Origin of the sequence: Bradyrhizobium centrolobii (assembly GCF_001641635.1) — a bacterium.
GTDB lineage: Bacteria > Pseudomonadota > Alphaproteobacteria > Rhizobiales > Xanthobacteraceae > Bradyrhizobium > Bradyrhizobium centrolobii.
Window position 1 is genome coordinate 39,931 of sequence record NZ_LUUB01000066.1, and the last position, 23,566, is coordinate 63,496.

A 23,566-nucleotide genomic window follows, 5' to 3' on the forward strand; every position below is an offset into this window, starting at 1 on the left:
GCGTGTAAGCGCGAACCCGGAATCCATCTGACCGCATCGTCGGTGGCGCAATGGATTCCGGGCTCGCGACTTCGTCGCGCCCCGGAATGACGACGAAGAGTGCATGCCGCTTGTCTTCACACGGCTCGCAGCGCGAAGTTGATGCGGATCAAGCTTGCGGCGCTATCGTTGCCGCGGTTCTGCGAGGTCTTGCTGCTTTGACGGGAATCCTGTTCCCGGGCATGATCCCGCGCTGCTTCGCGCAAGGATTCTTTGGGGGCGTTCCATATGCTGAGATTTGCACTGGCCACCGCGTTCGTCGTTTGTCTGGGCGGCGGCTCGGCTGAGGCCGCGCGCTGCGGCGGCGACTTCAACAGTTTTGTCGCCAACATGGCCTCGGAGGCGCAGGCCGCCGGCGTCTCGGCGAGCGTGACGAGTTCGGCGTTCGGTGGCATGACGCAGGATGGTGCCGTGCTCGCCTTCGATCGCCGCCAGCGCTACACCTTCAACAAGAGCTTTGAGCAGTACGTCTCGACGCGCGTCGGCCCGGGCCGCATCAACGGCGGCCGCGCGCTGCTCCAGCGCCACGCCGCGCTGCTCTCGCGCATCGAGCAGCAGTTCGGCGTGCCCCGGCAGATCCTGGTCGCGATCTGGGGACTGGAAAGCGATTTCGGCAAGGGCGACATGGGCAAGCTGCCGGTGATCCGCACGCTGGCCACGCTCGCGCATGACTGCCGCCGTACCGAGCTGTTCCAGGGTGAGCTGCTGGCGGCGCTCAAGATCGTGCAGCGCGGCGACCTGCCGCTGCGCGACCTCATCGGCGCCTATGCCGGCGAGATCGGCCAGACCCAGTTCCTGCCGTCGTCCTACATCAAATACGGCGTCGATTTCGACGGCGACGGCCGCGTCGACCTTCGCCACAGCGCCGCCGACGTGCTCGCCTCCACCGCGAACCTGCTGCACACCAACGGCTTCAAGATGGGCCAGCCCTACGGCGAAGGCACCGCTAATTTCGAGGCCATGCGCGAGTGGAACAGAGCGCTGATCTACCGCAAGACCATCGGGTATTTTGCCGATCGGCTGATGGGGCAGTGAACCAGCGCTGCCAAGAGACGGAGCGCTCGCGCCACATATGCTGCGTCATCACCCGCGTAAGCGGGTGATCCAGTATTCCAGAGGCGGTGACGCGATACCGAGAGGCCGTGGCGTACTGGATGCCCCGGTCAAGTCGGGGCACGACAGCGAAGTTGCGGTCCTCACGTCCCCTTCGCCATCTTCTCCAGCTTTTGCTGCAACGGCGCCCAATATGTCCCCGGGCGGAAGCGCTGTAGAATGCCCATGAAGCGGGCGGGATGTGCGGTTTGTTTCGCTCGATGCCCTTGATGATGCGCCGCGCCGCTTGTTGTCGCGTCGTCAGGAAAAGGGAACTTCCATGTACATTTTTTCAGTTTGGAACCGAACCATATCGCGGTCGCGCCCTTAACATACGTTAGTTCAACGAGGACGATCATTTTTGGAGCGGCCACATGGGACGCGCAAAGCCATATCGAGCGACCGCGTTGATTGTCGAAGACGATGCCATGCAGCGCGAGATGCTGAGCCTCCTCCTGGAGGAAAGCGGCTTCGAGGTTATCCAATGCGAGAGCGCCGAGGCGGCCGAACGCGTGTTGGAGAGGAACGCGGGGACGCTGTGCCTGATGCTGACCGACGTTCAGCTCGCCGGCCGCATGAACGGCGTGGATCTCGCCTATGTCGCCAAGGACCGCAATCCGAAGCTCGACGTCGTCGTCACTTCGGGCCGTCCGCTGGTGCAGCCGCTGCCTGACGGCGCGAAATTCTGGCCAAAACCCTGGGCGCCGCTCGACGTGCTGCGCGAGGCCGAGATCGCACAATTGTCGTGATGGCGCATCCCGGGAGCTCGCTTTCTCGGCGTGAAAGGCGGTGATAGGGTCCATCCATGACCTTGTCCTTCCTGCTCACCTCGCTCATCGTCGTCGCGTCCCCCGGCACCGGCGTGCTCTACACGCTGGCCGCGGCACTGACGCGCGGCTCGCGCGCCAGCATCGCAGCGGCCTTCGGCTGCACGCTCGGGATCGTGCCGCACATGACGGCGGCGATGCTCGGGCTTGCCGCCGTGCTGCATACCAGCGCACTAGCCTTCGCCGCGCTGAAATGGTGCGGCGTGGCCTATCTGCTCTACATGTCCTGGCAGGCGCTGCGCGAGACCGGAGCGCTCGCGGTCGAGGGCGAGATCAAGGAGCGTTCGGGCGGCCGCGTGATCGTGACCGGCTTCCTGATCAACATCCTGAACCCCAAACTCTCGATATTCTTTCTCGCTTTCCTGCCGCAGTTCATCGCGGTGGACGAGCCCCATGTGCTGGCGCGGATGCTGGAATTGAGCGGCGTCTTCATGGCGATGACGTTTGCGGTGTTCGTCGTCTATGGCCTGTGCGCGGCCTCGGTGCGCGAGCGCGTCATCTCCCGCCCCCGCGTCATGGCGTGGCTGCGCCGCAGCTTTGCCGCCGGCTTTGCGCTGCTCGGTGCGAAGCTGGCGTTCGCGGAGCGGTAGAGGTCGCAGCGATCTCCTCTTCGCCTCTCCCCGCCTGCGGGGAGAGGCCGCATCCCATCGCAGATGGGATGCGGGTGAGGGGGACTCTCCGCGAGTCCGATTATCACCGTCTTTGTGGAAGCGGCCCCTCACCCCAACCCTCTCGCCGTAAGAACGGGGAGAGGGAGTGGCTGCAGCATTCTCTCGGCAACAAAAAAGCGGGCCTCGCGCCCGCCACCTTCAAACTTTCAACCTTACCCGACGCCCGGGCGGAGCGAGGCTCCACCCGGGCAAAGAAAAAGAAGCTGCGTTACTTCTTCTTCGCCTTCTTGGCCTTTTTCGCCTTCGCCTTCTTCGCCTTCTTCGCTTTCTTAGCCATAGTATCCTCTCAAGGGTTAATGGTGAAACGCGACACGAGGGATGCTCGGCGGAGGGCCAGCCTCGCAACATCCTCGATGACAAACTCAGCAGATTCGCGGGCACCTGCCCCGTGCTGTCATATCTCCGTCATTGCGTTATCCACAGCTCAGACGCATTTTCGGGTGATTTTTGCCCGCGAATCCGCATTGGCGCGCTGCGCCACGGCCATCCCCCGCGCATCAAGCCTTGCTTAACGATGCCGGATTCCGATCGTGCAATTCATCAATCCAAAACCAAAAGCCCGGTTTGCGCGATCGCGGTGAGACTCCATTAAGCGCGCCGCGCGCATTGTCGTCCGCAAGAACGCGGGGGCGATTATGGACGGACGGGTGCCAAACGAAGGGGGCGGGACGCTGCATGTCCCGCTGTCGCCATGCTGAGCGTGCCGACACTCTGGACGGTCATCGTCATCAACTTCCTGGCGCTGGGCCTGATCTGGGCCTATGTGATGCGCTCCTATCCGAACTTCGAGGCGGCGCGGTACTGGACGGCAGCCGCAGTGCTCCAGGCGTCCGGCGCGGGCATCTCCATGCTGCGCGATTACATGGATCCGGCCTTTCCGCTGGTCGGCGGCGGCGGGCTGATGATTTTTGCGTCCTGTCTCGCCTGCATGGGCGTGACACGCTTCTACCACAAGCCGGTCTCCTGGCCGGTCGCGATCGCCATCTCGATCGTCAGCTCTGCCGGCCTTGCCTGGTTCCTCGTCGTTGTCGACTACATGCCGGCGCGGGTGTTGATTTATTCGATCGCGCAGTCGACGCCGGTCCTGATGGCGTTGCCGCTTCTGCTCGGCAAGCAGGACGGTCGCGAAAATCCCGGCGCGCGCCTTGCCGCGATCGTGGCCTTCATGATCCTCGGCGTTCACGTGGTCCGCTCCGGCGCCGCGCTCACCGGGCTCGGTGGCGGCATCACCGCGGTCAATTTCAACGGGCTGCAGGCGCTGCTGACCCTGATCCTGGTCTTCCTGGCGATGGCCTGGAATTTCGGCTGCCTGCTGATGGCGATCGAACGGCTGCGCAACGAGGTCGCCGACCTCGCGCTGCTCGATGACCTCACTGGTGTGGCCAACCGGCGACATCTGTTGCAGCGCCTCACCGAGGAATGCGCTCGCTCCGAGCGCAGCGGCAAGCCCTTCTCGCTGCTGCTGATCGACATCGACGGCTTCAAGACCATCAACGACACCCACGGACACGCGGCCGGCGATGCCTGCCTCCAGCACTTCACCCTGATGGCGCAGACGCGGCTTCGGCCCGGCGACATGCTCGCGCGCACCGGCGGTGACGAGTTCTGCGTCGTGCTGCCGTCGTCGTCCCTGCACGAGGGCGCGCTGATCGCCCGCCGCGTGCTGGAGGTTTGCCGCCAGGACGCGGCCGCCTGCATCGGCAACGATATCCCGATCGCGATCTCGATCGGCGTCGCGCAATGGGATCGCTGCATCGGCCAATTCCCGGACCGCCTGATGGCCAAAGCCGACGAGGCGCTCTATGCGGCCAAGAAGAACGGCAAGAACGATTTCGCGGTCTATGAACCGGCGCCGCCGCTCACGCCCGAACTGCCCGGTCCGGCTGCGGCCGCGCGCAAATTCGCTTGAAGCCGTGCTAGGCTCGGGTCCGCATTGGACCCGCACGATGATCTCTCGCCTGTTCGCGGTGGTTCTCGCCGCCCTCGCTCTTATAGCTCCCGCTGCTGCAATGGACGCCGACCTCGCCAAGGTCGCGCGCGTCTCCGGCACGCCCGACATTCCAGGCCTGAAGATCGTCTGGCTCGCGCCGTGGGGCGACGTCGCGGAGGCCCATGCTTGGCGCAACATCATCGTGCACCAGACCGAGGGACCGGCGGGCTCGGCGCGGGGTGGCGCGCTGGAGCAGTCGAAGAACCCGACGCGGCGCGGCGTCACGGTCTGGGTCGAGACCGACGGCACGGTCTATTGGGCGGTCGCTGAAACTCTCGTGCCGACCCATGGCGACGGCGCCAATCGCAACGACAACAAGTACATCGACAACAGGGCGACCTATCGACAGGTCGTGCGCGACAATTCGATCGGCGTCGAGTTCGCCGGCAACTATCCGGACGTTGCAGCGGGCCCGACCGAGGCGCAGGTCGCGTCCTGGCGGATTCTCGTCCGCGTGCTGCGCACGCGCTACGACATCCCGCTCGATCACGTCTACGCTCACAACTGGATCGACTACAAGGACGCACGCTATTGCGAAGGCTGCTGGCTCGCGACGCTGGCCCGGACGTGGGCGGAGTGACGCCTTGGCGCATCGTCATTCCGGGCGCGCGACCTCGTCGCGCCCCGGGAGTGACGAGCTAAATCGGCTGCGCCATCCACCCGAACAGACGCCGGATCAATCCCGGCCGCCGCGGCACCTCCGGCGGCGCCGACTACAAGACACAGGCGGGCGCGCTGCTCGACGAGACACCGGCGCAGCTGGAATCGCTGGTCGAGCCGGAGACGCTCGCGGATTATTTCCGGGCGCTTTATTGAGCCGCACTCTCTCCGCGAACTCCGCTGAACCCTTTCCCCTTGTGGGAGAGGGTAGCTTCGCGGAACGCGGAGCCGGGTGAGGGGTCTCTCTCCGCGCGTGAACCGCTTGCAGTAGATTTGCGGCATCGTCGATCCGAGCGAGCGACGCCCGCGTACCCGCCCCCGCTCAGGGGAACCACCACAATCTCATTACGCGCTTCCAGAGCCGCAGGGATACTGGATCTTCCTCCCGGCCAGGAACGATCGGGGGCGCGCCGCCGTCCAATTCGGTAAGCCTCTCTGCCAATCCTTGCAGCCGCGAAGGTACCGGGGAGGCATCGTGCGCGAGGGTATCGCGAAGTCGATCACCAATCTCCTTGCGGATCGCCCGGCCATGCTCCGGCTCTAAGTCGGACGATTGACCATGGTCGTGGGTCGGAAGGGATTTCACCATGGCTGCCACCGTTGGGCTTTGTGCGCAGCCTCCTTGCGTGTGCGCGACTTGCTTGCCGCCGCTATGAGAACGCGCGTCAGACTTCACCGATCCGGCGGAACCGAAATCTCTTTATCATAGGTGAATTTATCGTGGATGCTCGCAGCCCTTGAGGCGAGTTGCCCGAACTTGCTTAGCAACCTTTGCCCTGTGGAGGCGTTGCCCCAGCATCATCGGCCAAGACAGATTTTCTGTAGGCGCCGGTGCCAGAGAGAGCGATCGCGCTCCCGGTTGCATTCCAGGGAGCAAACGTGATGCTGAGAAGACTTCGTTTCAAGAACACCACTTTGGAAGAACTGCTCGTGGAGGAGGCGCAGCGTCTGCGGGAAGAGACCCAAGGCATTCCGCCCGGCAGAGAGCGGCTTATTCGCCAAGCCCGACGAGCTAAGACCGCTTCTCACCTGAGAGAATGGCTGGCCTCACCGGGCCTAAAGTCGCCGAAGTAAGAATCAGGCCGCCCCAGTTGGCGGTCTTCTCATTTCCTGTGGTCGAAGCTGAGCGAGCATCTGCCCATCCGGGGCAGGACCAAAGCGCCCCCCCCCCCGGGCTTGGCACTCACGCGGCTCTCTGGGGGTCCGTAGTTATCCGATCGCCAACTTGGTTCCCGTGGTATCCAACTGGGTTCCCGTGGTATCATGTCCTTGGTACCTGCGTGGGCTTGGGAGGCTAAGAACATGTCCACCTACCTAGGTTCGCATACCCACGATTTGGACGCGGAAATGGTCAACCGCATCACGGCGGCCTACGACCAAGCGCTCCATACCCTTTGCGTGGAGGATCGCGACGACCCCCTTACGGAAATGGTCGCGAAGAAGATCATCAAGATCGCCCAAAGCGGTCTCCATCACCCGGCGGAAATCGCCGCTTTGGCGATCAAGGAGCTCGAAATGCGGTAATGGCGGGCAACGCCCGCACCGCAACCCGCAAGCATATCGCCATCGCGGTTGTTTATGCCCCAAAGTACACGGCTCGACGAAGCTGCCCGCTTACATGCCGCGTTCGCTGCGTCGGGCTTCCTCCTGAGCCGCCACATAGCGACCGCCGCTGTCGCGCGGCCAATCCAGCGCCAGTCCATGGCGCACGAGCCATTGGGCAAGATCCTCACAGCCGACCGAACACGATGCGACCGCGCGTAACGATCGACCGCAACCGGCTTGCAGGGTCACCGTCTGAGCTCCAATGAACTCCATAGAGCGAGTTGGTGGCCTTGGCGCCGCACCGATATTGGAGGCTGTCCTCGGCCCGGCATAGCTGGTTGCTTTCGGATGCGTCGATGCCCCAGAGCCGGATGCGCATGCGACGTCGCGAGTTCGACCAAACTCGAGAGCGCCGGTTCTGGCACTACGAGCGCACTTCCGAAGCATTTGCAGCCGAATGGTGACACCTAGACTATGGTCTCAGGCTCTCGGCTTAAATTTAATTGGCGCAGGGCAATCCGAGTTCGATAGTAGGAACCAAGAGCGACACGACCGGCAATAGCGCCGGACGAGAAGGCGCTGCACTACCAAGAAGATCAACAAGCAAGCACAGCCACTTTTCGTCCGCGCGGAGAGATAGTTGCCCGGCATTATCCATGTCGTGGACGACGATGCGTCGTTCCGAACAGCCACCCAGCGTTTGCTAGAAGCAGCCGGTTATCGCGTGATCACGTACTCGTCCGCTCAACAGCTGCTGGACGAGCAACCAGACGACAAAATCGCGGGCTGCATTCTTCTCGATGTCCAAATGCCTGGCTTGAGCGGCCCCGAGTTACAGAGCCGTTTGGCCGAAATGGGCTCGACATTCCCTGTTATTTTTCTCAGCGGCCACGCCGACGTGAGCGTCACCGTGAAGGCGATCAAGGCGGGGGCGGACGACTTCCTGATCAAACCCGTAACGTCGGATCAGCTACTCAGCACAATTGAGAAAGCGATAGCTCGGCACCGGATAGCACAGAGACTGGCGAAGGACATCGAAGCTCTCCGAGACCTTCTTTCGAGCTTAACCCCGCGCCAGCGGCAGGTACTCGATCTGATTGTCAGGGGAAAGCCAAACAAACAGATCGCGCATGCATTGGGGTCGACAGAGCGCACGGTCAAGGCGCATCGACAGGTGATTATGGAGAAAATGAAAGCTCAATCGTTGGCGCAACTCGTCGTAATCGCCGAGCGGCTCAGCCTTCTGATCAAGTAGGTCGCCTCATGGAGCGAAGACGTGCGTCAATTTACCAAACCCAACGCAAGCTACTGGTTATTCGCGAGTGGCGGCGTTGGCATACAGTTTTTCTGGCTGAGTTCCGTCTCGAACCAACTGCGACCCGAGTTCGTTACCCCGCATCACCGGTTGAGACGCCGTAGGCGCCGGTGGCTGAGAGACCGGTCGCGCTCTCGCCTGCACAATGAGAAGCGCGCCAATGCAGGACGATCAGCTTCTCCAAAGGGCCGACAAGGCCATCGCAGAAAGTGAACGGCTTGTAGTCGAACTGCTCAGCACGATACATAGAGCACAGCAACTGGACGACCAGCTAAACTTTCTCCATCGGCTGCGCATGCAGGACAAGCGCGCCAAGCAGTAAGGCCGCCTCCGTCTCTGGCAGATCCGACGCCACCGATCACGGTATGAGAACCGCAGCGAACGCCATGGCGATGGGAAGCAACCCGAGACCGATCACGCCGGCCCTGTAAGCAATCCCGTTGTCGAGTAGCGGTTTGGATCGGTGACGCATGACCAAGCCCTCCTCACGGCCCGACTGGCAGCCTCCGCAATGGGGCAACCTCGGCAACGGCAGCATGCACCCGCTCTAGGAAATGTGCTAGGGCTTCTGCAATCGTTTGGCAGTGCACACGCTGCCTCGTCGGTGCGTTCCGGTGGCGCCGCGACCAGACATCCCACTCGAAGCCTCGCGAGCACCAGCGACCAAACGGCGCGTTTCGCGGTGTTTCAAAAGAACAGCCCGATTCCGGGTCGAGGGGCAGGCGACGAGACGAAGCTCGGTTTCAACAGGCTGGCCGATGTTGCGCCGCATCTCGTCCGCCACGCCGTCCAGGACGTGCGCGCTTCTCCTTCATGCAATTGGAGTCGGATTGCTGATCGGCGGACAACGTCGCCGCCGTTGTACACATCCTGCCGGAATGGTAGCAATTCATCCATGGCCGAAGGCGACCCCATCCGCATCATCCCTCACCGCGGCGCAGACGATGACTGCGGAAGTTTCGAGGTATGGTTCGCCGACGGACGGAAATCGGTCAGGTTCTATTGGGATAACCTTGTCTCGCGCCGGTTGAACCCCAACACCCTCACGCGTGAACAGGCCATCGAGAAAGCCACGGCCCTGGCGAGGGCTGAGATGGACAAGCTCGACAACCCCGAGTGAAGGTTCGCGATCTACCCCCGCTGAGCGCCAGCGGCAGATCAGAGAGCGTCATCCTGATTTTTGGGTTCTCTCGACGCTTTTGGCGTTGAAAGATGTCCCACAAGGGAGAAGGGGGGCAGCGAACGCTTGGCGGACACCTCCGCAACAAACAAAAAAGCCGGCGTTGCCGCCGGCCTTTCTGTCTTTTCGATCCGCCAATTTCTGGCGCCGAAACGCTGCGCTTAGTGCGCGGCTTCCAGCGCAGCCTGTTCCTGCTTCGCGATCGCGCCCTTGACCGCAGTCTGCACCTTCTCGAAGGCGCGGACCTCGATCTGGCGGACGCGCTCGCGCGACACGCCGAACTCGGCGGCAAGGTCTTCCAGCGTCATCGGCTCATCGGCGAGGCGGCGGGCCTCGAAGATGCGGCGTTCGCGCGGGTTGAGCACGCCCATGGCGCCGTTGAGGGCGTCACGGCGGTGATCGTACTCCTCGTGCTCGGCCATCATGGCTTCCTGGTTGGGCGTATTGTCGACCAGCCAGTCCTGCCATTCGCCGGCCTCGCCGTCGTCGCGGATCGGCGCGTTGAGCGACGCGTCGCCACCGAGGCGGCGGTTCATGTCGATCACGTCCTGATCGGTGACGCCGAGGCGCTTGGCAATCGTCCGCACCTGGTCGGGGCGCAGATCACCCTCGTCCAGCGCGTTGATCTTGCTCTTCGCCTTGCGCAGGTTGAAGAACAGCTTCTTCTGGTTCGCGGTGGTGCCCATCTTCACGAGCGACCAGGAACGCAGGATGTACTCTTGAATCGACGCCTTGATCCACCACATGGCGTAGGTGGCGAGACGGAAGCCCTTCTCGGGCTCGAAACGCTTCACCGCCTGCATCAGGCCGACGTTGCCTTCCGAGACAACTTCGGAGATGGGTAGGCCGTAGCCGCGATAGCCCATGGCGATCTTGGCCACGAGCCGCAGGTGACTGGTGACGAGTTGATGTGCTGCCTCGCGATCGTCGTGCTCGCGCCAGCGCTTGGCGAGCATGTATTCCTGCTGGGGTTCCAGCATCGGAAACTTGCGGATCTCGGCGAGGTAGCGGGAAAGGCCGGATTCTCCATTGAGGACCGGCAAAGCAACGGTACGGGCCATAGTGCGCCCTCCAAAGGTTCAGGCCCCCGATAGCGGCGGGCCAGGCAGACGACCGCTTGGTTAAAGCCGGCCGGACTGCGATGTTCCGCGTTGGTCTTTCAACGCAGCCGCAATATACCCCATCGGGGGTCATTTAGGGAAGGATTACTGACGTCACGTCCCCGTGTGCCAGCTATAACTTTTTGTAAGGTAAGGGTTTTCTGAAGCCGCCTGCGTCATAGCGCCGCTTTCAGAGCGCTTTCAAGGAGAAGCAAATCCTCCGGCAAAGGCGCTTCCCAGTGAAGAAGTTCTCCCGTCCTCGGGTGCTCCAGTACCAGCAAATAGGCATGCAGGGCCTGCCGTCCAAGGGCCGCCAAAGCCGCCTGCGCTTCAGGGCCGAGCTGGTTTGCCTTGGTCTTGAAATGCGGGCCATAGAGGGCATCGCCCATCAGCGGATGTCCGATATGGGCGAGGTGAACGCGAATCTGGTGGGTGCGTCCGGTCTCGAGCTCGCAGGCGAGCAGCGCCGCCACGCCCTTGCCGTCGCGCCCGGCAAAGCTCTCCAGAATCTCCCAATGCGTCACCGCCTCGCGGCCGCTCTGGCGCACCGCCATCTTCTCCCGCGCATACGGGTGGCGGTCGATCGGCGCATCGACCGTGCCGCGCTGCCGGTTCGGCAGCCCCCAGGCGAAGGCCATGTAACCGCGCCGCATTGCACCTGTCCGCCCGTGATCGGCGAATTGCGCGGTCATTGACTGATGGGCGAGGTCGTTCTTGGCGACGACCATCAGCCCGGTCGTGTCCTTGTCGAGCCGGTGCACGATGCCGGGCCGGCGCACCCCGCCGATGCCCGACAGCGAGGTGCCGCAATGGGCGATCAGCGCATTCACCAGCGTCCCGGTCTCGTGGCCGGCCGCGGGGTGCACCACGAGGCCCTTCGGCTTGTTGATGACGATGATGTCGTCGTCCTCGAACACGATGTCGAGTGCGATGTCTTCCCCTTGGGGCTCCGCGGGCGCCGCCTCCGGCACGTCGATTATGATCGTATCGCCCGTTCCGACGTGATAAGCGGGGTCGCGGACCGCGGCGCCCCTGTGGCTCACCGCGCCCGCCAGAATCAGGGTTTTCAGCCTTGATCGCGACAGGTCCGGCAAGCGCGCGGCCAGCACCCGGTCGAGCCGGGCCGAACCCTCGTCGCCGGCAACGACAACCTCCAACCTTTGCGCTGACCCAGAGCCCTGCATGACGACCGAAACCGCTGTTCCCGAACCGACCCCCGAGCAGGCCGCGCTGTTCGCGCGGGTGCGGCGGATGATGCTGATCGCGGGGTTGACCACGGCGCTGGCGATCTGCGCCGTCCTGATCGCGGTGGGCTACCGCCTTTTCAAGTCGGAGGGAAGGGTGGCCGAGGCCATGAGCGACGTCACCGCCACCCTGCCGAAGGGCGCCAGGATCGTCTCGACCGCGGTGGCTGGCGATCGCCTGGTGGTCACGCTCGATGTGGGCGGGGCGACCGAGATCCGCACCTTCGATGTCCACACCTTGAGGCCGGCCGGCAAGCTGAAATTTGCCAATGAGCCATAAAAGGCCCGTTCGGTCCTTGCGGCGGACAAATTTCGAGGCTATTCGGTACCCCTCACGCTCCCTTCGTCTAGCGGTTAGGACGCGGCCCTCTCAAGGCTGAAACAGGGGTTCGATTCCCCTAGGGAGCGCCATGTCATGCTAAAGTACGATTTTGTGCGATAGCGTCCGCTGCGAAATCGCTTACCCGCACGGCTTCGTCAGCGACGCTCATTTCAGCCATGTCTTTCGCCAGAAATTCGCGTTTAGCCCGCGCGATGTGCGCATCGGCTTGCCCGCGGCGATCGAAACTCCGGCAGACGACAACGAAACATCCATGTTCAGGCGCAGCGGCTGAGCCGACCAGCTCCTCGCCTCGTCCGATTCCACTTTGTTATCGGTCGCTTTCACCAATTGTACCGCAGGACGCCGGTGCCGGCATAAGTTTGCGCGCCAGCGGCGAACTCGCCGTCGAACTTGGCAGCAAGCGACCAGTTGGCAGTGACGTGCAGTTCGGCGCTGACTGAAGCGAGTGCGGAATCCCGCGGCGCCGCTGCGCCCTGGACCGTGAAGCTTGCGCCCGGCAGTGTCTCGAACATCGCCTCGAGCGAGGGATTGCTGACCCAATCATGGGCCCATGCGGCGCGGGCCCGCAGCACCAATGGCATGGCCGCCAGAGTGGTGAGTTGGTCGAAGCGGCCCCGCGCGGGTCGCGGCGTAGAGACCTGCCTGGAATGCATCGCTTCGGCCGCCGCCAAGCCCCTGGTCGAGTGCCCGGCTGGTGCCGCCGCCAGCAAGCGCAAACCCGTAAACCGTGTTCGACGAAACGTGATAATCCATGCCGGCGGCGTAACCATAGTCGCGCGCCGTGACATCGGTCGAGCCGTTGGCCGGATCGCCGGGGCTGGGAGCCGGGTTACCGCAGGTCGGGCTCGGCGTCGATTGAAAGGATGCTGAAGGTTACCATGAGCCGGAAGAATCGAGTTCCACTTGGCGATCGCGTCGCGAAGGCAGCTGAAGAGGCACCTGCCTCCCGGCACTTTGTGAGCGCCACCGACGTCCTCATCGGAATCGGCTGGCTTGATCCCGGAGCGGTCGGGCCCTGGCAGCGCGGGCAGGTCGATTGCATGGAGGAAGTTGTCCGGGTCGATCTGCCGCGCATCCTGGAAGCCATGCAGCTTTTCCAGTCCTGGGCGATCAAGAGAGGGCTGATCGCGAGCCCGACAGCCTATGTTGATCGTACTCCGCAACGCCGGACACTGCATTTCAGTCGAAGCGGAGATCCTAAGATCGAGGCGTCATTTCGGACGCATTGGATGCCGCCGGAACTCTCCGAGGCGAAGCGCGAGCGCCTGGCGGAAAAGGCAAGCCGCGGCCCGGAACTGGTAGTGGTCCAGCCATTGAACAGGGAGTGGACATGCCATCGCTGCGGCGGCACCGGTGATCTCCTGATGATGGAGCCTCCCGGCCCGGCGTGTCTGCGCTGCATTGGCCTCGATGATCTCGAGTTTCTGCCGGCGGGCGATGCCCTGCTCACGCGGCGCGTCAAGGCGAACAGTACCCGATATGCCGTTGTCGTACGCTTCAGCAGAACTCGCCGCCGTTACGAACGGCAGGGCCTGCTGGTCGAGCCGCGGGCCCTTGCGGATGCGCGGTGACCGAGCATCGATCATTGCGCTTTGTCGAACACCATTGGAATTTCAATCACATACGAGTTCGCAGTTTTATTCTGCGGTGGCGCGCCAAGCTGCGATATTCCGCGGTGTTCTGCGACATTTTACGATGCCGCCCCCGTCGGGTAGCGCTATGTGATTGCTCACCGCCGACTGCATCAGCGAAGTTTTCTGACTTGGCGGCTCAATTCGCATAATGAGCGATTACAGAATGTCCGCTCCTGCGGGCAAGGCAGACCTGGCTTAAACCTTCCAGCATAGCCGTGACCCCGTTCCGGGCCATTTGGTTTAGCTCGCGCTCTTGAGGGAAGATCGGCTTTGGAGCGCGAGACAGAGAAGGCGGAGTTCGGTTCGTCGCGGCCAGCAAAGCGGTTCTGAATCACGGCTGCCGCCGACCAGACGAACAAGGGCTCCTGTGCGCGCGGCCTACCTTCTTGCCGAATCTCGTCGCTAGTCCCGCACCCAGGAAGGCGGAAAACGAGCGCAGTCATGGCACGATTTCCATCACCAGGATCATCGCCGCCGCGTGCTCTGTTCTTGGATGAGTGTTGAACTTCCGCGCGGCAGACGCTTGTCCCGTCTCACCTTGCCGACAATGGGACGAGGCGGGACTGGCTGAAGCACTCTGGACGGAAGCCTTGCGTTGCCTTGTGCCAATAGTTTGCGTTCCCAAGCGAGCGCATGGCGGACAATAAGGGAAAGATCATCCCATTGGGGTTGCCAGCCCAGCAGATTGCGTATCCGTTCCGCTGACGCCACGATCTTCGCCGGATCGCCAGGCCGGCGCGCGGCAAGTTCGACGGGAAAGTCGTTTCCGGATTCGTGCCGCATGGCGTCGATCACCTGCATGACCGAAAAGCCGCGGCCGTAGCCGCAATTTAGCGTCAGGGGCTCTCCACCACCGCGCAGGTATGAAAGCGCGTGACAATGAGCGTTTACGAGGTCGCTCACGTGGATATAGTCGCGAATGCAGGTCCCGTCAGGCGTGGGATAATCGGTGCCGAAAACCTGCATCTTCTCTCGTAGACCCACGGCGGTTTCCGCTGCAACCTTGATAAGATGCGTTGCCCCTCGCGTTGCCTGCCCAGTGCGGAGGGCAGGATCGGCCCCTGCTACGTTGAAATATCTCAAGATGACGTAGCGTAGGCCATGAGCGCGTGCAGCATCACGCAGCATTGTTTCGGCCATCAATTTGGATGAGCCGTAAGGTGATACAGGCGCAACGGGGGTGTCTTCCGTGACGGGATTTGCCTGCGGATTCCCGTAGACCGCAGCCGTCGACGAGAGGATGAAACACTGCACTCCGCTCCTGATTGCGACCTCGAACAGGCTTCGGGAATTTTCGGTGTTGTTGCGATAATATCGAAGCGGTGCGGCAACCGACTCCGGGACAACGACAGAAGCCGCGAAGTGAATGATCTCCGAAATCCCATACTTGGCGATCAGCGACGCAACTCGCCTCTGATCCCCGATGCCCTCAACGAAAAGCGGGGCCCCGGATGGTATTGCCCATTCGAACCCCGACGAAAGATCATCGATCACGACGAGCTGTTCGCCACGATCAACGAGTTCGTACACCATGTGGCTCCCAATGTATCCGGCACCTCCGGTGACAAGGATCGCCATTGTTAATCTGCCTTGGGATGCCTGAATTGAAACTTCGGAACAAAGTTCCCTTCAGGCGTGTTATCGGAGCCCAGCCAAGGACAACACTTGAGATGCGCTGGGGGTTCGCTCGCGATTGAGCGGGGTGTCGCCTGATGTGATGCAGGCGGCAGGGCAGAGCCGCTTGCGTCATGATCCGCCGCTTGAACTCCTCGGGCAGCCGCTCGATCGCAGGACAATGTATGGCGCTTGAACGGGTGGATGGCGAAGGTTCTGGGTTTGCGAGGCCGAAACTCGGCCTCGCATTTGCTGCTCGCCATGCCGAGACGTTGCTGGTGCTCCTTGTGCTGGGCGTGGCCTTGGTCATCGGGCTTGCGACCGCCGCGGATTACGGGCCATCCACCGACGAATTCAACACCGACGAGTACGGCCCCAAGGCGCTTGCCTGGTACACGAGCGCCTTTGCGGATCGGTCTCAGTTCGAGACGGTCGAAGAGTATCTGTGGATGTATGGACCGTGGTTTCAGATGCTCGTCGCGGCCGTACAGTCGCTTGAGCTCGCGAACCCGATCACGGTCCGGCACGCGATGACCTTCCTGTTCGGCCTCGCTGGGCTCGCCGCCTTCGTGCCGATGGCACGGCTCACGGTCGGATACTGGGCTGGGTTGACGGCGCTCACCCTGTGCCTGCTGACCGGCTACCTGTACGGCAACCTGTTCTTCGCCCCTATCGACGTGCCGTTCATGTTCGCTATGAGCTGGTCGACGCTCTCGATCGTCATGATGGTGCGGCAGGTGGTGCCGAGCTGGCGTCTGACCCTTGTGACAGGCCTCGCCACCGGCCTCGCCATCGCGACGCGCACCGGCGGGGTGATCACGCACGCTTACCTCGTCGGCGGCATGAGCCTGTGCCTGCTCGAGGTGCTGCTGCGCCATGGCCGCGCGGGCTATGCCCAATTGCGCCAGATCGCCCTGCATACGTTGCTGGTCATCCTCATCGCCTGGCTGACGGCGATTGCGCTGTGGCCGTGGTTGCAGATTGGAAATCCGCTCATACAATTCCTCGAGGCCTACAGGCACTTTGATACGCTCGACACCTCGTTCGAATTCCAGAACTGGGGCCGGCTCACATTCACCGATAACGTGCCCGCCTGGTACATCCCCGGACAGCTCCTGGCGCGTCTGCCCGAAGGCTTTTTGGCTTTGCTGTTGCTCGGCATGGCGGTCTGGTTCGGTGCTGCAGCGTCGTGGACCCGCGCCACCCTCGGCGCCGTGCGCCGGTCCGGCATCATGGGACTGCGACCACTCGCGGCCGAGCTTGCGGGATCGCGCGCGGTGCTGGTCGTCAGTGTGGCGGCGTTCGGGCCTGTCGCGGTGCTCATCCTGCAGGGCTCGACGCTCTATGACGGTGTCCGCCACGTATTGTTCGTGATCCCAATGCTCGCCATCGTGGCCGCGCGCGGGCTCACGAGCCTCTTGCCCGTCTTGCGACGCCTCCCGATTGTGCCCGCGGCCCTCGCGGTCGCGCACGCGGCCGCCATCGTGCTGATGCTCGTCATCCTGCATCCGCTCGAATATATCGCGATGAACAGTCTGGCAGGCGGCGTCGCTGGCGCCTACGGCCGTTTCGACCTCGATTATTGGAGTATGGCGGCTCCCGAGGCGCTGCGCCGCCTCGAGGATCGAATTGACGCCGAGGGCCGGTTCGCGGGCGATCCACCGCGCGTGCTGGTCTGCCTGGCCTGGCGCGAGCAACTGGCAGGCGTGATGTTCCGTCGCAACTGGATTGCCGAAACACATCCGGAAGAGGCCGACTACCTGATCGCCACCGAGCGCTGGCCTTGTGCCCACGGCACGACGGCCGTACTGGTTGATGAGATCAAGCGATTTGGCCGCCCGTTCGCCCGGATCTACGCCAATCGTCGCGGGCTCGGTGAGTGACGCGCCAAGTCCAGGCGCGACTTGGCAATGGCATCTACTTCTTCGCCTGCGAATCGATCGGGGGCGCCTCGGCCTTTCGGCCCAACACGACCGGGCGACGTTTTCGCCGAGGGACTGCCTCACGCTGGCTCTCCTTGGCGCGATCGATCGCCACGGCGCGCGCCAGCCGCGTGATCATGTCGAGCTGGAGCCGCAGCTTGAGATGCAAGTTGAGCATGATAAGCAGGCTGATCACGACCCAGATATAGACGATGAGGTCGGAGCCGCGGCCGATACCCACGAGGGCCGCAAGCGCTGTGGCGTGCTCCTGCACCCAGACGAAGTAGAGGCCGGCGAGCGCAGCGCCGCTCGCGAGCAGGCCGATGATCGGCACCGTCCGATGCGCCGACCAGGCGTAGACCAGAACAAACGTCAGAAGGGCTGTCAGCAACAGCTGCGCGATCATCGGTAGAGCCTCCGCGCAAACAGATCGATCAGGATGGTCAGCGCATCGGTGATGCGTTGACCCTTGCCCAGCGAATAGGCGCTGTACTCGATATTCACCGGCACTTCGACAAAGCGCAGGCGGCTCTGCGCGATCTGGTGCAGGATCTCGGACGCGTGCGCCATTCGGTTCTGTCGCAACGAGATCGCGCGGGCGCCGCGCGCGGTCATCGCCCGTAGGCCATTGTGGGTATCGGTGACCGGCAGTCCGGTGTTCGCGCGCGTGAACCAGAGCGCCGCGCTGAGCAGGAGGCGGCGCGACATCGGCAGATTTGCGGTCGCGCCGGTGAGAAAGCGGCTGCCGAGCGCGAAATCGATGCCGGGCTGCTCGATCGCCGCGAGCAGCGCCGGGATGGCCGCGGGGGAATGCTGGCCGTCGGCGTCGAACGTGACGAGCGCATCCGCACGCTGCTCGAGGGCGTAGTCGATGCCGGTCTGCAGCGCAGCGCCCTGTCCGAGGTTGATCGGATGCCGGACGACGACCGCGCCTGCGAGCGACGCGACGTCACCGGTTCGGTCGCCGGAGCCGTCATCGACCACGACCACCGCGTATCCGGCGCGGCGAATGCCGGACACGACGCTGCCGACCACCGGCGCTTCATTGTACGCCGCGACAACGACCCAAGGATTGCGAATCCGGCCGGTCATGTCTCGTCCATCCGCAACGAGGATAACCCATGGGAGGCTCGTATCATGGGGGCGCCTTGCTCAAGACCACGCGCATCGCGTCGAACAGGTTCACCGGAATGGCGAACCGGTTGCCGGTCGGGCTGGCCGCGATCTTGCGGCCGAGCATGCGACCGACCTGGAAGGCGATCAGGGAGAACGGCACGAATTTCCAGGGGCGATCGGAACTCTCGACGCGAAGGCCGACCGAATGGGCCAGAGACGCGATGCTGTCGCAGTTGAAGAACCACAGGTGCTGTGGAGGCGTCATCAGGCGCCAGTGCGCGCCGGTTGACCGCGCCGCCAAGGAACCGAAGTCTCCGGTCGTCAGCACGATGATTCCGTCCGGCCGGAGATGGTCCGTGCACAGCGCGAGCGCTTCCTGCGGGTCGGGCAGATGCTCGATGACGTCGAGGAGGACGATGACATCCAGGGTGCCAAGCGAGTTGAGAGTCGCTTCGCTCAGCAGGCCGCAGACGACGTTCAGGCCGAGATCGCCAGTATGGGCAACAGCCGCCTCCGCCGGCTCGATGCCGCTCACCTCAAATCCGGCGCGGCGGGCTTCATCGAGAAAAAAGCCGTAGGCGCAACCGATCTCGAGCAGGCGGCCCTGTGGCTTGCGGTGCTGGATGAACTCGACCGTGCGGGCGAACTCGCGCCGCAGCACGGGTTCGGCGCCGCGATAGTCGGCGTAGCCGTCGGACTGACGGCCGGAAAAATAGCCATCGTCATAATAGGCGAGGGGATCGAAGCTCGATGCCTCGGTGCGTCCCAGTCCGCAGTCACGACATTGGAAGATGTCGCAACCGTTCTTAGCGTAAAGAAACCGATGCGGCGTCGCCCGACTGCACGCGGGACACTCAAGTGTAAGCGCAGTTCGGTCGTTTCGCATCAGCACATGCGTCGCGCCCCTAGCCTCTCTTCAATGCAAAAAATGCGTCGGATGCCGAATTGTTCCTCTCGGCGAACGTCCACGCGGCCGCAGGCGCCTGGCCGGCAGCTGCGAAATAGATCGAGGATGGTTCAGACTCTCGCCGGTGCGGCACTGTGAGACGGCGGTCATCCGAGGGTACTAGGCGCCAGCCTCGCCACGCTGGCGCCACGTCAGCTGAGGCTGATCCTGAGAGCAGCTTGGCCGCGTCGTCGCCCAGGATGCTGGCGCACTGCTTGTCCGTGAGCTCCGGCGTCTTCATGACGGGCTCGATCGGATAGGAGGGTACGGCGTCGGCGCAGTCTGGAATTCGATAGCAATCTCAATCGCATAAGAGTTCGCGGTTTTATTCTGAGTGGCCGCGCCATGACTGCATCATCCCAATCAGTTCTGCCTCTATCGCAGCACTCACCCGCTGGTTCATAGCGCCTGAAGAGCGCTGCGGGACGGTGCGATCGTCAGCCAATCCGGAATGCGGCGCTTGGCGATCCAATATGGCCGCCAGACCGATAGCCACGTGGCGCGGTCGAGCGGCGCTGTGCCCCAGCGCCGCTGTCCCGTGTTGATCTGCAACAGATCGTGCGTCTGGAGCCACTGCTGCGCGGCCCACCAGAGTTCGCGCGGTGCCTCGGTGTTGCCAGCACCTTCAAGCTCGACGATGCTCGGGAAGGGATCACGAGGACCACAGCCAACTCTCAGCGTGGCGACGCGCTCGCCATTCCTCCGGACGCTCCAGAGCCGCGAGCGATTGTGTGCCACGTTGTAGCCGTAAGTCTTGAGGCAGTTCCTCATCGCGTCCGCCTCCTCTGCGATGGCAGAGACCGAATTCAACGGAAGGAAATCGTAACCGGCCACGTGACCAGCTCGAAGCCACATGTCGGCGATCACCTCGCGGCCGAGGCTCACATGCAACGCGATCCCCACTCGCCAATCATCCGCGGCCGCAAGGGCCGTACCCATGCGCATATCGGGCGTCCATGGCTGCGTGATGAGCTCGCGTCCGAACGTTGCCCGTTGCGTCGAAAACCACGACCACAGGCAGATGAGCCGCAGCCGAGCCGGGGTCACTCCTCTCGGCTCGCGGACGAGTTCGCGCGCGATCCACAACGCCGCCGGTTCATGCGCGAGGGAGGCGACGTCAGCCACGACCTGAAGCCAGATCGGCGCGAGTTTTGGTGAGCGCGGAAGATGGTTGGCGATCTGGCGGCGAAAGAACTCGCTGTCAGGCAACCTCGCGATCGGGCCTGCGAATGCCTCTGGAGGCAGCCTGCGCAGCCACAGGGGCAGATCGGCGGCGGCCGCCACCTCCGCGAGGCCAAGCCCATCGATCACGCATGCGAGCGCGGGCGCAGGATCGAACGCAGGCCGCGGCACGGCCAGCGCGAACAGAAGCGCAGGAAAGCTCGCAGCGAGGTCCGCAATGCGCGAGTGCCGCATTGCCAGAGTATACACCGCTCCCCGGAAGCGGGGATGATATCTCCGCAGCCGACGCTCGAACACGTCGGTACGCTCGGCGTCCCGGCGGGAGGCCAACAGACTTGAAGTCATGACAATAATTCCGCTCGTGCGAACGCGAGGCCCGCAAGCAGGTTCAATCGATTTGAGGGCTTGGAATCTCACCCGGGGTTTCAGTCCCGGGGTATGCGTCAAGTATCGCGCATCGAACCCGGGAAGCGCGCAATCGCAAACATGGCCGCCTCCAGCAATGGAATTTGTGGGCACGCCATTAGCTTGTTTCGCGGCAAGACGCAACTCGAGACTGCATCGCCCGTAGGATGGGTAGAGCGCAGCGAAACTCGTCCGGCGTCACGCCGAGCGTTGGCGATGGTGGTGCAGTACTGTACGCTCATCATCGAGAACAAGCGTAGTGTCACGCCGGCAAGGCGGACATCGAAATGCGCCGTAATTTGTGGGGCCCACACCCTGGAATTCGTGCCATGACCGCGTTGAGCCGTCCCGACCTCAGCGACATCCACCCCGGCGACTGGGTTGACCGGCGGTTGCCTTTAACATGGCGGCCGTATGCACGGCTTGCGCGCCTGGACCGGCCCGTCGGGATTTGGCTCACGCTGTTTCCGTGCCTCGCCGCGCTGATCCAGGCCTCGCACGGATCTCCTGCGCTCTGGCAGTTGATCGTCTTCTCGCTCGGCGCGCTGCTGATGAGAAGCGCCGGCTCAACCGTCAACGATATAGCTGATCGCAAGTTTGATGCGCACGTCGAACGGACACGCTTCCGACCGCTGGCCAGCAGTCAGCTCGAACTCCGCCAAGCGATCGCGTTCCTGATCGTGGAGCTCGGGCTCGCGGCGTCACTGCTGGTTTTCTTGAGTCAGTACACACGCTTGATGGCAATCTGCGTGCTGCCGCTCGTCTTCATCTATCCGTTTTGCAAGCGATTCACCTACTGGCCACAGGCCGTCCTGGGGGCGGCGTTCAATTGGGGAATGCTGATGGTCTGGGCTGAGGCGGCCGGGCATATCCCGCCTGGCGCCATCGTGATGTGGATCGGCGCCATCAGCTGGCAAATCGGCTACGACACCGTCTACGCTTACGTCGATGTCAAGGATGACATCCGCCTCGGCTTGAAGTCGACGGCAATCCTGTTCGGCGAGAGGGGACAAGCCTGTATTGGTCTCGTCTACGCCCTTACGGTCGTATCATGGTCGCTGGGCGGCTGGCTGCTGGGCATGTCGTTGTCCTACGCTGCCGGAATGGCGGTGATCGCCGCGCACCTCGCCTGGCAGGCCTGGCGCATCGACCTCGAGCGCCCGAACCTGAGTTTCAGCCTGTTTTTGTCGAACATTTTGACCGGCGTGTTTTTGGCAATCACGGCGCTCATGGGGACTTGGTGAGCATTCGATCCACCGGGTGAGCTTTATGGCATTGGCGATCAACATCCGTGCTGACAACAGCTCAGCAGACGACATCGAACGCCTGTGGGACCAGGTCAGCGTGTTTGAGATCGAGCCGTCGATGCGCAAGCTTGGCTACCGACCTCATTTTACATTCGCAATCTACGACTCGCCCGAAATCGACGAAAAGACTGCCTGGAGTGCGATGCTCGAGGCCGTCGCTGGCCAAGCCCAAATTGGCATCGAATTCAGGCGTATCCGCTGGTTCGAAGGCAGTCCTCTTGTGCTCTGGGCAGAGCCAACCGCCAACGACATCCTCACCCGACTCCACAGCTCGATCAGCGCCGCAATCGATCCCGCGTATTGTCGACCTCACTACCGGCCCGAAGCGTGGACACCGCACTGCACGCTCGGCATGCACATCTCCGATGAACGGCGCGACGACGCTCTTGCGTTTGCACGATCGTTCGATCGAAAGATCGAAGTGCTGTTCGACGTCGTCGATTGCGTCGCTTTCCCACCTGTGCGGATCATTTCAGAGCGGAAATTGCTGCCTTAGATCTGCGCGTCAGTCCTCGACCGGTAGCCCGTTCCCATGCACATACCAATCCGCGCGTGACGACCACTGCGCATGTCGGTCCGGCGTCGCGCCGAGCGGCTCATCGAACGCGCCGGCGTGAATGATCGCCTCGCGGCCGCTGCGGGTGAGGTGGGGCATGGGGCTGCCGCAGATTTTGCAGAACGCGGTGGCAAAGCTCCGCGCCGTCGGCAGGTCGTAGCGCGCGACCGAAGCCTCGCCACGCAGCCATCGCAGCGCCGCGGCCTGCACGATTACCTCGGAGGAATGCGACGACCCGGTTGCCTTGCGACAACGCGAGCAGTGGCAGTTCAGGAAACGATCGAACGGGCCTTCGACCTCGAAGGCGACCTCGCCGCACAGGCAGCTTCCCCTGAATGTAGTCATTTCGGCTTTCGCCCGCGGTCGATTATGATCACGGCGTCACTCCCCTTCCGGCTCTGGCGGCTTCTCGGCCACCTCGTCGGCGTGGACCTGCGGACCGCCTTGCGCGCCGCGCAGACGGATCATCGTGTCGATCACATCGACGTCGATCTTCAGCATGTCGAGATCGCGGGTCATTTCGCGCACCTCCTGGCCCTTGCGCGCCAGCTCCTCCGAGACATCGACCGCCATCTTGCGCTCGGTCACGTTGCCCGGCGTGTTGACGAACAGTTTTGCCCGCATCCATTCGAGCCGTGCCCGCTGGGTGTCGCGCTCGAATTTCTTCTCTGCATAGCGGCGGCGTGCCTCGGCGTAGGCGCCGATCAGCGCGGTTTCCGGCAGGCTCCACAATTGCTCGACCGACATGGTCATGCCGCTTCGGGTCCCAAGGCTTCGGATCGGTGGGAGATTTTACTCCGCCCCCATCAGAGCCTTCCAGCGGTCAATTCTCAAGGGGTACGTCGGACGTGCGGTGGCATATTGCGATGGCCGTCATC

26 protein-coding genes, 1 tRNA gene and 2 pseudogenes are annotated in these 23,566 nt (G+C 63.1%); 15 read left to right on the top strand and 14 right to left on the bottom strand.

What is annotated here, in order from left to right; all coding sequences use genetic code 11:
• Positions 1 to 267: 267 nt before the first annotated feature.
• Positions 268 to 1,074 (top strand): lytic murein transglycosylase, encoded by an 807-nt coding sequence (locus AYJ54_RS22140; RefSeq protein WP_063702168.1) that lies wholly within the window; start codon positions 268 to 270, stop codon positions 1,072 to 1,074.
• Positions 1,075 to 1,235: 161 nt separating this feature from the next.
• Here AYJ54_RS22140 and AYJ54_RS47540 read toward each other — a convergent pair.
• Positions 1,236 to 1,393: pseudogene (locus tag AYJ54_RS47540) on the bottom strand (acetoin dehydrogenase); the annotation flags it as partial.
• A 112-nt stretch (positions 1,394 to 1,505) separates the two neighbouring features.
• On the opposite strand from AYJ54_RS47540, the gene AYJ54_RS22150 reads away from it, so the two are divergent.
• From AYJ54_RS22150 to AYJ54_RS22170, 5 genes are all read left to right on the top strand, one after another.
• Positions 1,506 to 1,880 carry a response regulator gene (locus tag AYJ54_RS22150; RefSeq protein WP_063702171.1) on the top strand — a complete coding sequence of 125 codons (375 nt, stop codon included), beginning with the start codon at positions 1,506 to 1,508 and terminating at the stop codon, positions 1,878 to 1,880.
• Between the two features lie 56 nt (positions 1,881 to 1,936).
• Positions 1,937 to 2,548, top strand: a complete 612-nt coding sequence (locus tag AYJ54_RS22155) for a LysE family translocator (RefSeq protein ID WP_063702173.1) — start codon at positions 1,937 to 1,939, stop codon at positions 2,546 to 2,548.
• A gap of 772 nt (positions 2,549 to 3,320) precedes the next feature.
• On the top strand, positions 3,321 to 4,538 hold the full coding sequence (locus AYJ54_RS22160) for a GGDEF domain-containing protein (protein WP_063702175.1): 1,218 nt from the start codon (positions 3,321 to 3,323) through the stop codon (positions 4,536 to 4,538).
• 37 nt (positions 4,539 to 4,575) lie between these two features.
• Positions 4,576 to 5,199: a peptidoglycan recognition protein family protein gene (locus tag AYJ54_RS22165; protein WP_063702256.1), complete on the top strand. Its 624-nt coding sequence runs from the start codon at positions 4,576 to 4,578 to the stop codon at positions 5,197 to 5,199.
• A gap of 1,382 nt (positions 5,200 to 6,581) precedes the next feature.
• Positions 6,582 to 6,803: a hypothetical protein gene (locus AYJ54_RS22170; protein WP_063702257.1), complete on the top strand. Its 222-nt coding sequence runs from the start codon at positions 6,582 to 6,584 to the stop codon at positions 6,801 to 6,803.
• A gap of 90 nt (positions 6,804 to 6,893) precedes the next feature.
• Here the strand turns inward: AYJ54_RS22170 and AYJ54_RS49600 are convergent, their stop codons facing one another.
• Complete coding sequence (locus AYJ54_RS49600) at positions 6,894 to 7,073, bottom strand: hypothetical protein (protein ID WP_136623852.1); 180 nt, start codon at positions 7,071 to 7,073, stop codon at positions 6,894 to 6,896.
• 391 nt (positions 7,074 to 7,464) lie between these two features.
• Between AYJ54_RS49600 and AYJ54_RS22180 the strand changes: the two genes are divergently transcribed.
• The 3 genes from AYJ54_RS22180 (at position 7,465) to AYJ54_RS22190 (ending at position 9,259) form a co-directional block, all read left to right on the top strand.
• A complete protein-coding gene (locus tag AYJ54_RS22180) occupies positions 7,465 to 8,079 on the top strand; it encodes a response regulator transcription factor (protein ID WP_063702179.1) in 615 nt (204 codons plus the stop codon).
• 220 nt (positions 8,080 to 8,299) lie between these two features.
• Positions 8,300 to 8,461, top strand: a complete 162-nt coding sequence (locus tag AYJ54_RS50785) for a hypothetical protein (protein WP_161491886.1) — start codon at positions 8,300 to 8,302, stop codon at positions 8,459 to 8,461.
• Between the two features lie 573 nt (positions 8,462 to 9,034).
• Positions 9,035 to 9,259 (top strand): hypothetical protein, encoded by a 225-nt coding sequence (locus AYJ54_RS22190; RefSeq protein ID WP_063702183.1) that lies wholly within the window; start codon positions 9,035 to 9,037, stop codon positions 9,257 to 9,259.
• Between the two features lie 221 nt (positions 9,260 to 9,480).
• On the opposite strand, the gene rpoH is transcribed toward AYJ54_RS22190, so the two are convergent.
• Complete coding sequence (gene rpoH, locus AYJ54_RS22195) at positions 9,481 to 10,380, bottom strand: RNA polymerase sigma factor RpoH (RefSeq protein WP_063702185.1); 900 nt, start codon at positions 10,378 to 10,380, stop codon at positions 9,481 to 9,483.
• A 215-nt stretch (positions 10,381 to 10,595) separates the two neighbouring features.
• Positions 10,596 to 11,603 (bottom strand): RluA family pseudouridine synthase, encoded by a 1,008-nt coding sequence (locus AYJ54_RS22200; RefSeq protein ID WP_063702187.1) that lies wholly within the window; start codon positions 11,601 to 11,603, stop codon positions 10,596 to 10,598.
• On the opposite strand from AYJ54_RS22200, the gene AYJ54_RS22205 reads away from it, so the two are divergent.
• Both AYJ54_RS22205 and AYJ54_RS22210 read left to right on the top strand, forming a co-directional pair.
• Complete coding sequence (locus AYJ54_RS22205; protein ID WP_063702189.1) at positions 11,602 to 11,943, top strand: hypothetical protein; 342 nt, start codon at positions 11,602 to 11,604, stop codon at positions 11,941 to 11,943. The two genes, AYJ54_RS22200 and AYJ54_RS22205, sit on opposite strands and share 2 nt — an antisense overlap.
• Before the next feature lie 56 nt (positions 11,944 to 11,999).
• Positions 12,000 to 12,074, top strand: a tRNA-Glu gene (locus tag AYJ54_RS22210).
• 76 nt (positions 12,075 to 12,150) lie between these two features.
• Here the strand turns inward: AYJ54_RS22210 and AYJ54_RS49605 are convergent.
• The 3 genes and pseudogenes from AYJ54_RS49605 to AYJ54_RS54015 form a co-directional block, all read right to left on the bottom strand.
• Entirely contained in the window at positions 12,151 to 12,330 is a 180-nt protein-coding gene (locus AYJ54_RS49605) for a hypothetical protein (RefSeq protein ID WP_136623853.1), read from the bottom strand.
• Complete coding sequence (locus tag AYJ54_RS47550) at positions 12,327 to 12,659, bottom strand: autotransporter domain-containing protein (RefSeq protein ID WP_136623854.1); 333 nt, start codon at positions 12,657 to 12,659, stop codon at positions 12,327 to 12,329. Before AYJ54_RS47550 ends, AYJ54_RS49605 begins: the two co-directional genes overlap by 4 nt.
• A 16-nt stretch (positions 12,660 to 12,675) precedes the next feature.
• Positions 12,676 to 12,759, bottom strand: a pseudogene (locus tag AYJ54_RS54015) (hypothetical protein); the annotation flags it as partial.
• 110 nt (positions 12,760 to 12,869) lie between these two features.
• Here AYJ54_RS54015 and AYJ54_RS22225 point away from each other — a divergent pair.
• Entirely contained in the window at positions 12,870 to 13,577 is a 708-nt protein-coding gene (locus AYJ54_RS22225) for a hypothetical protein (RefSeq protein ID WP_245329098.1), read from the top strand.
• Positions 13,578 to 14,105: 528 nt separating this feature from the next.
• On the opposite strand, the gene galE is transcribed toward AYJ54_RS22225, so the two are convergent.
• A complete protein-coding gene (galE, locus tag AYJ54_RS22230) occupies positions 14,106 to 15,218 on the bottom strand; it encodes a UDP-glucose 4-epimerase GalE (RefSeq protein WP_063702194.1) in 1,113 nt (370 codons plus the stop codon).
• A 221-nt stretch (positions 15,219 to 15,439) separates the two neighbouring features.
• Between galE and AYJ54_RS22235 the strand changes: the two genes are divergently transcribed.
• On the top strand, positions 15,440 to 17,137 hold the full coding sequence (locus AYJ54_RS22235; protein WP_136623855.1) for a hypothetical protein: 1,698 nt from the start codon (positions 15,440 to 15,442) through the stop codon (positions 17,135 to 17,137).
• 34 nt (positions 17,138 to 17,171) lie between these two features.
• On the opposite strand, the gene AYJ54_RS22240 is transcribed toward AYJ54_RS22235, so the two are convergent.
• The 4 genes from AYJ54_RS22240 to AYJ54_RS22255 all read right to left on the bottom strand — a co-directional run bounded on the left by AYJ54_RS22240 (position 17,172) and on the right by AYJ54_RS22255 (position 20,765).
• Positions 17,172 to 17,582 (bottom strand): DUF2304 domain-containing protein, encoded by a 411-nt coding sequence (locus tag AYJ54_RS22240; protein ID WP_063702198.1) that lies wholly within the window; start codon positions 17,580 to 17,582, stop codon positions 17,172 to 17,174.
• Positions 17,579 to 18,268, bottom strand: a complete 690-nt coding sequence (locus AYJ54_RS22245; RefSeq protein ID WP_063702200.1) for a glycosyltransferase family 2 protein — start codon at positions 18,266 to 18,268, stop codon at positions 17,579 to 17,581. The genes AYJ54_RS22240 and AYJ54_RS22245 overlap by 4 nt, the downstream gene beginning before the upstream one ends.
• 43 nt (positions 18,269 to 18,311) lie before the next feature.
• Complete coding sequence (locus AYJ54_RS22250; RefSeq protein WP_161491887.1) at positions 18,312 to 18,953, bottom strand: class I SAM-dependent methyltransferase; 642 nt, start codon at positions 18,951 to 18,953, stop codon at positions 18,312 to 18,314.
• A gap of 684 nt (positions 18,954 to 19,637) precedes the next feature.
• Positions 19,638 to 20,765 carry a hypothetical protein gene (locus AYJ54_RS22255; protein WP_063702204.1) on the bottom strand — a complete coding sequence of 376 codons (1,128 nt, stop codon included), beginning with the start codon at positions 20,763 to 20,765 and terminating at the stop codon, positions 19,638 to 19,640.
• Between the two features lie 389 nt (positions 20,766 to 21,154).
• Here AYJ54_RS22255 and ubiA point away from each other — a divergent pair, with 389 nt between their 5' ends.
• Together ubiA and AYJ54_RS22265 are read left to right on the top strand one after the other, a co-directional pair.
• On the top strand, positions 21,155 to 22,069 hold the full coding sequence (ubiA, locus tag AYJ54_RS22260) for a 4-hydroxybenzoate octaprenyltransferase (RefSeq protein ID WP_063702206.1): 915 nt from the start codon (positions 21,155 to 21,157) through the stop codon (positions 22,067 to 22,069).
• Between the two features lie 25 nt (positions 22,070 to 22,094).
• On the top strand, positions 22,095 to 22,628 hold the full coding sequence (locus tag AYJ54_RS22265; RefSeq protein WP_063702207.1) for a 2'-5' RNA ligase family protein: 534 nt from the start codon (positions 22,095 to 22,097) through the stop codon (positions 22,626 to 22,628).
• 9 nt (positions 22,629 to 22,637) lie between these two features.
• Here the strand turns inward: AYJ54_RS22265 and AYJ54_RS22270 are convergent, their stop codons facing one another.
• Positions 22,638 to 23,033: a GFA family protein gene (locus AYJ54_RS22270; protein ID WP_063702210.1), complete on the bottom strand. Its 396-nt coding sequence runs from the start codon at positions 23,031 to 23,033 to the stop codon at positions 22,638 to 22,640.
• Between the two features lie 36 nt (positions 23,034 to 23,069).
• Positions 23,070 to 23,441 (bottom strand): hypothetical protein, encoded by a 372-nt coding sequence (locus AYJ54_RS22275; RefSeq protein ID WP_063702211.1) that lies wholly within the window; start codon positions 23,439 to 23,441, stop codon positions 23,070 to 23,072.
• Positions 23,442 to 23,566: the final 125 nt, after the last annotated feature.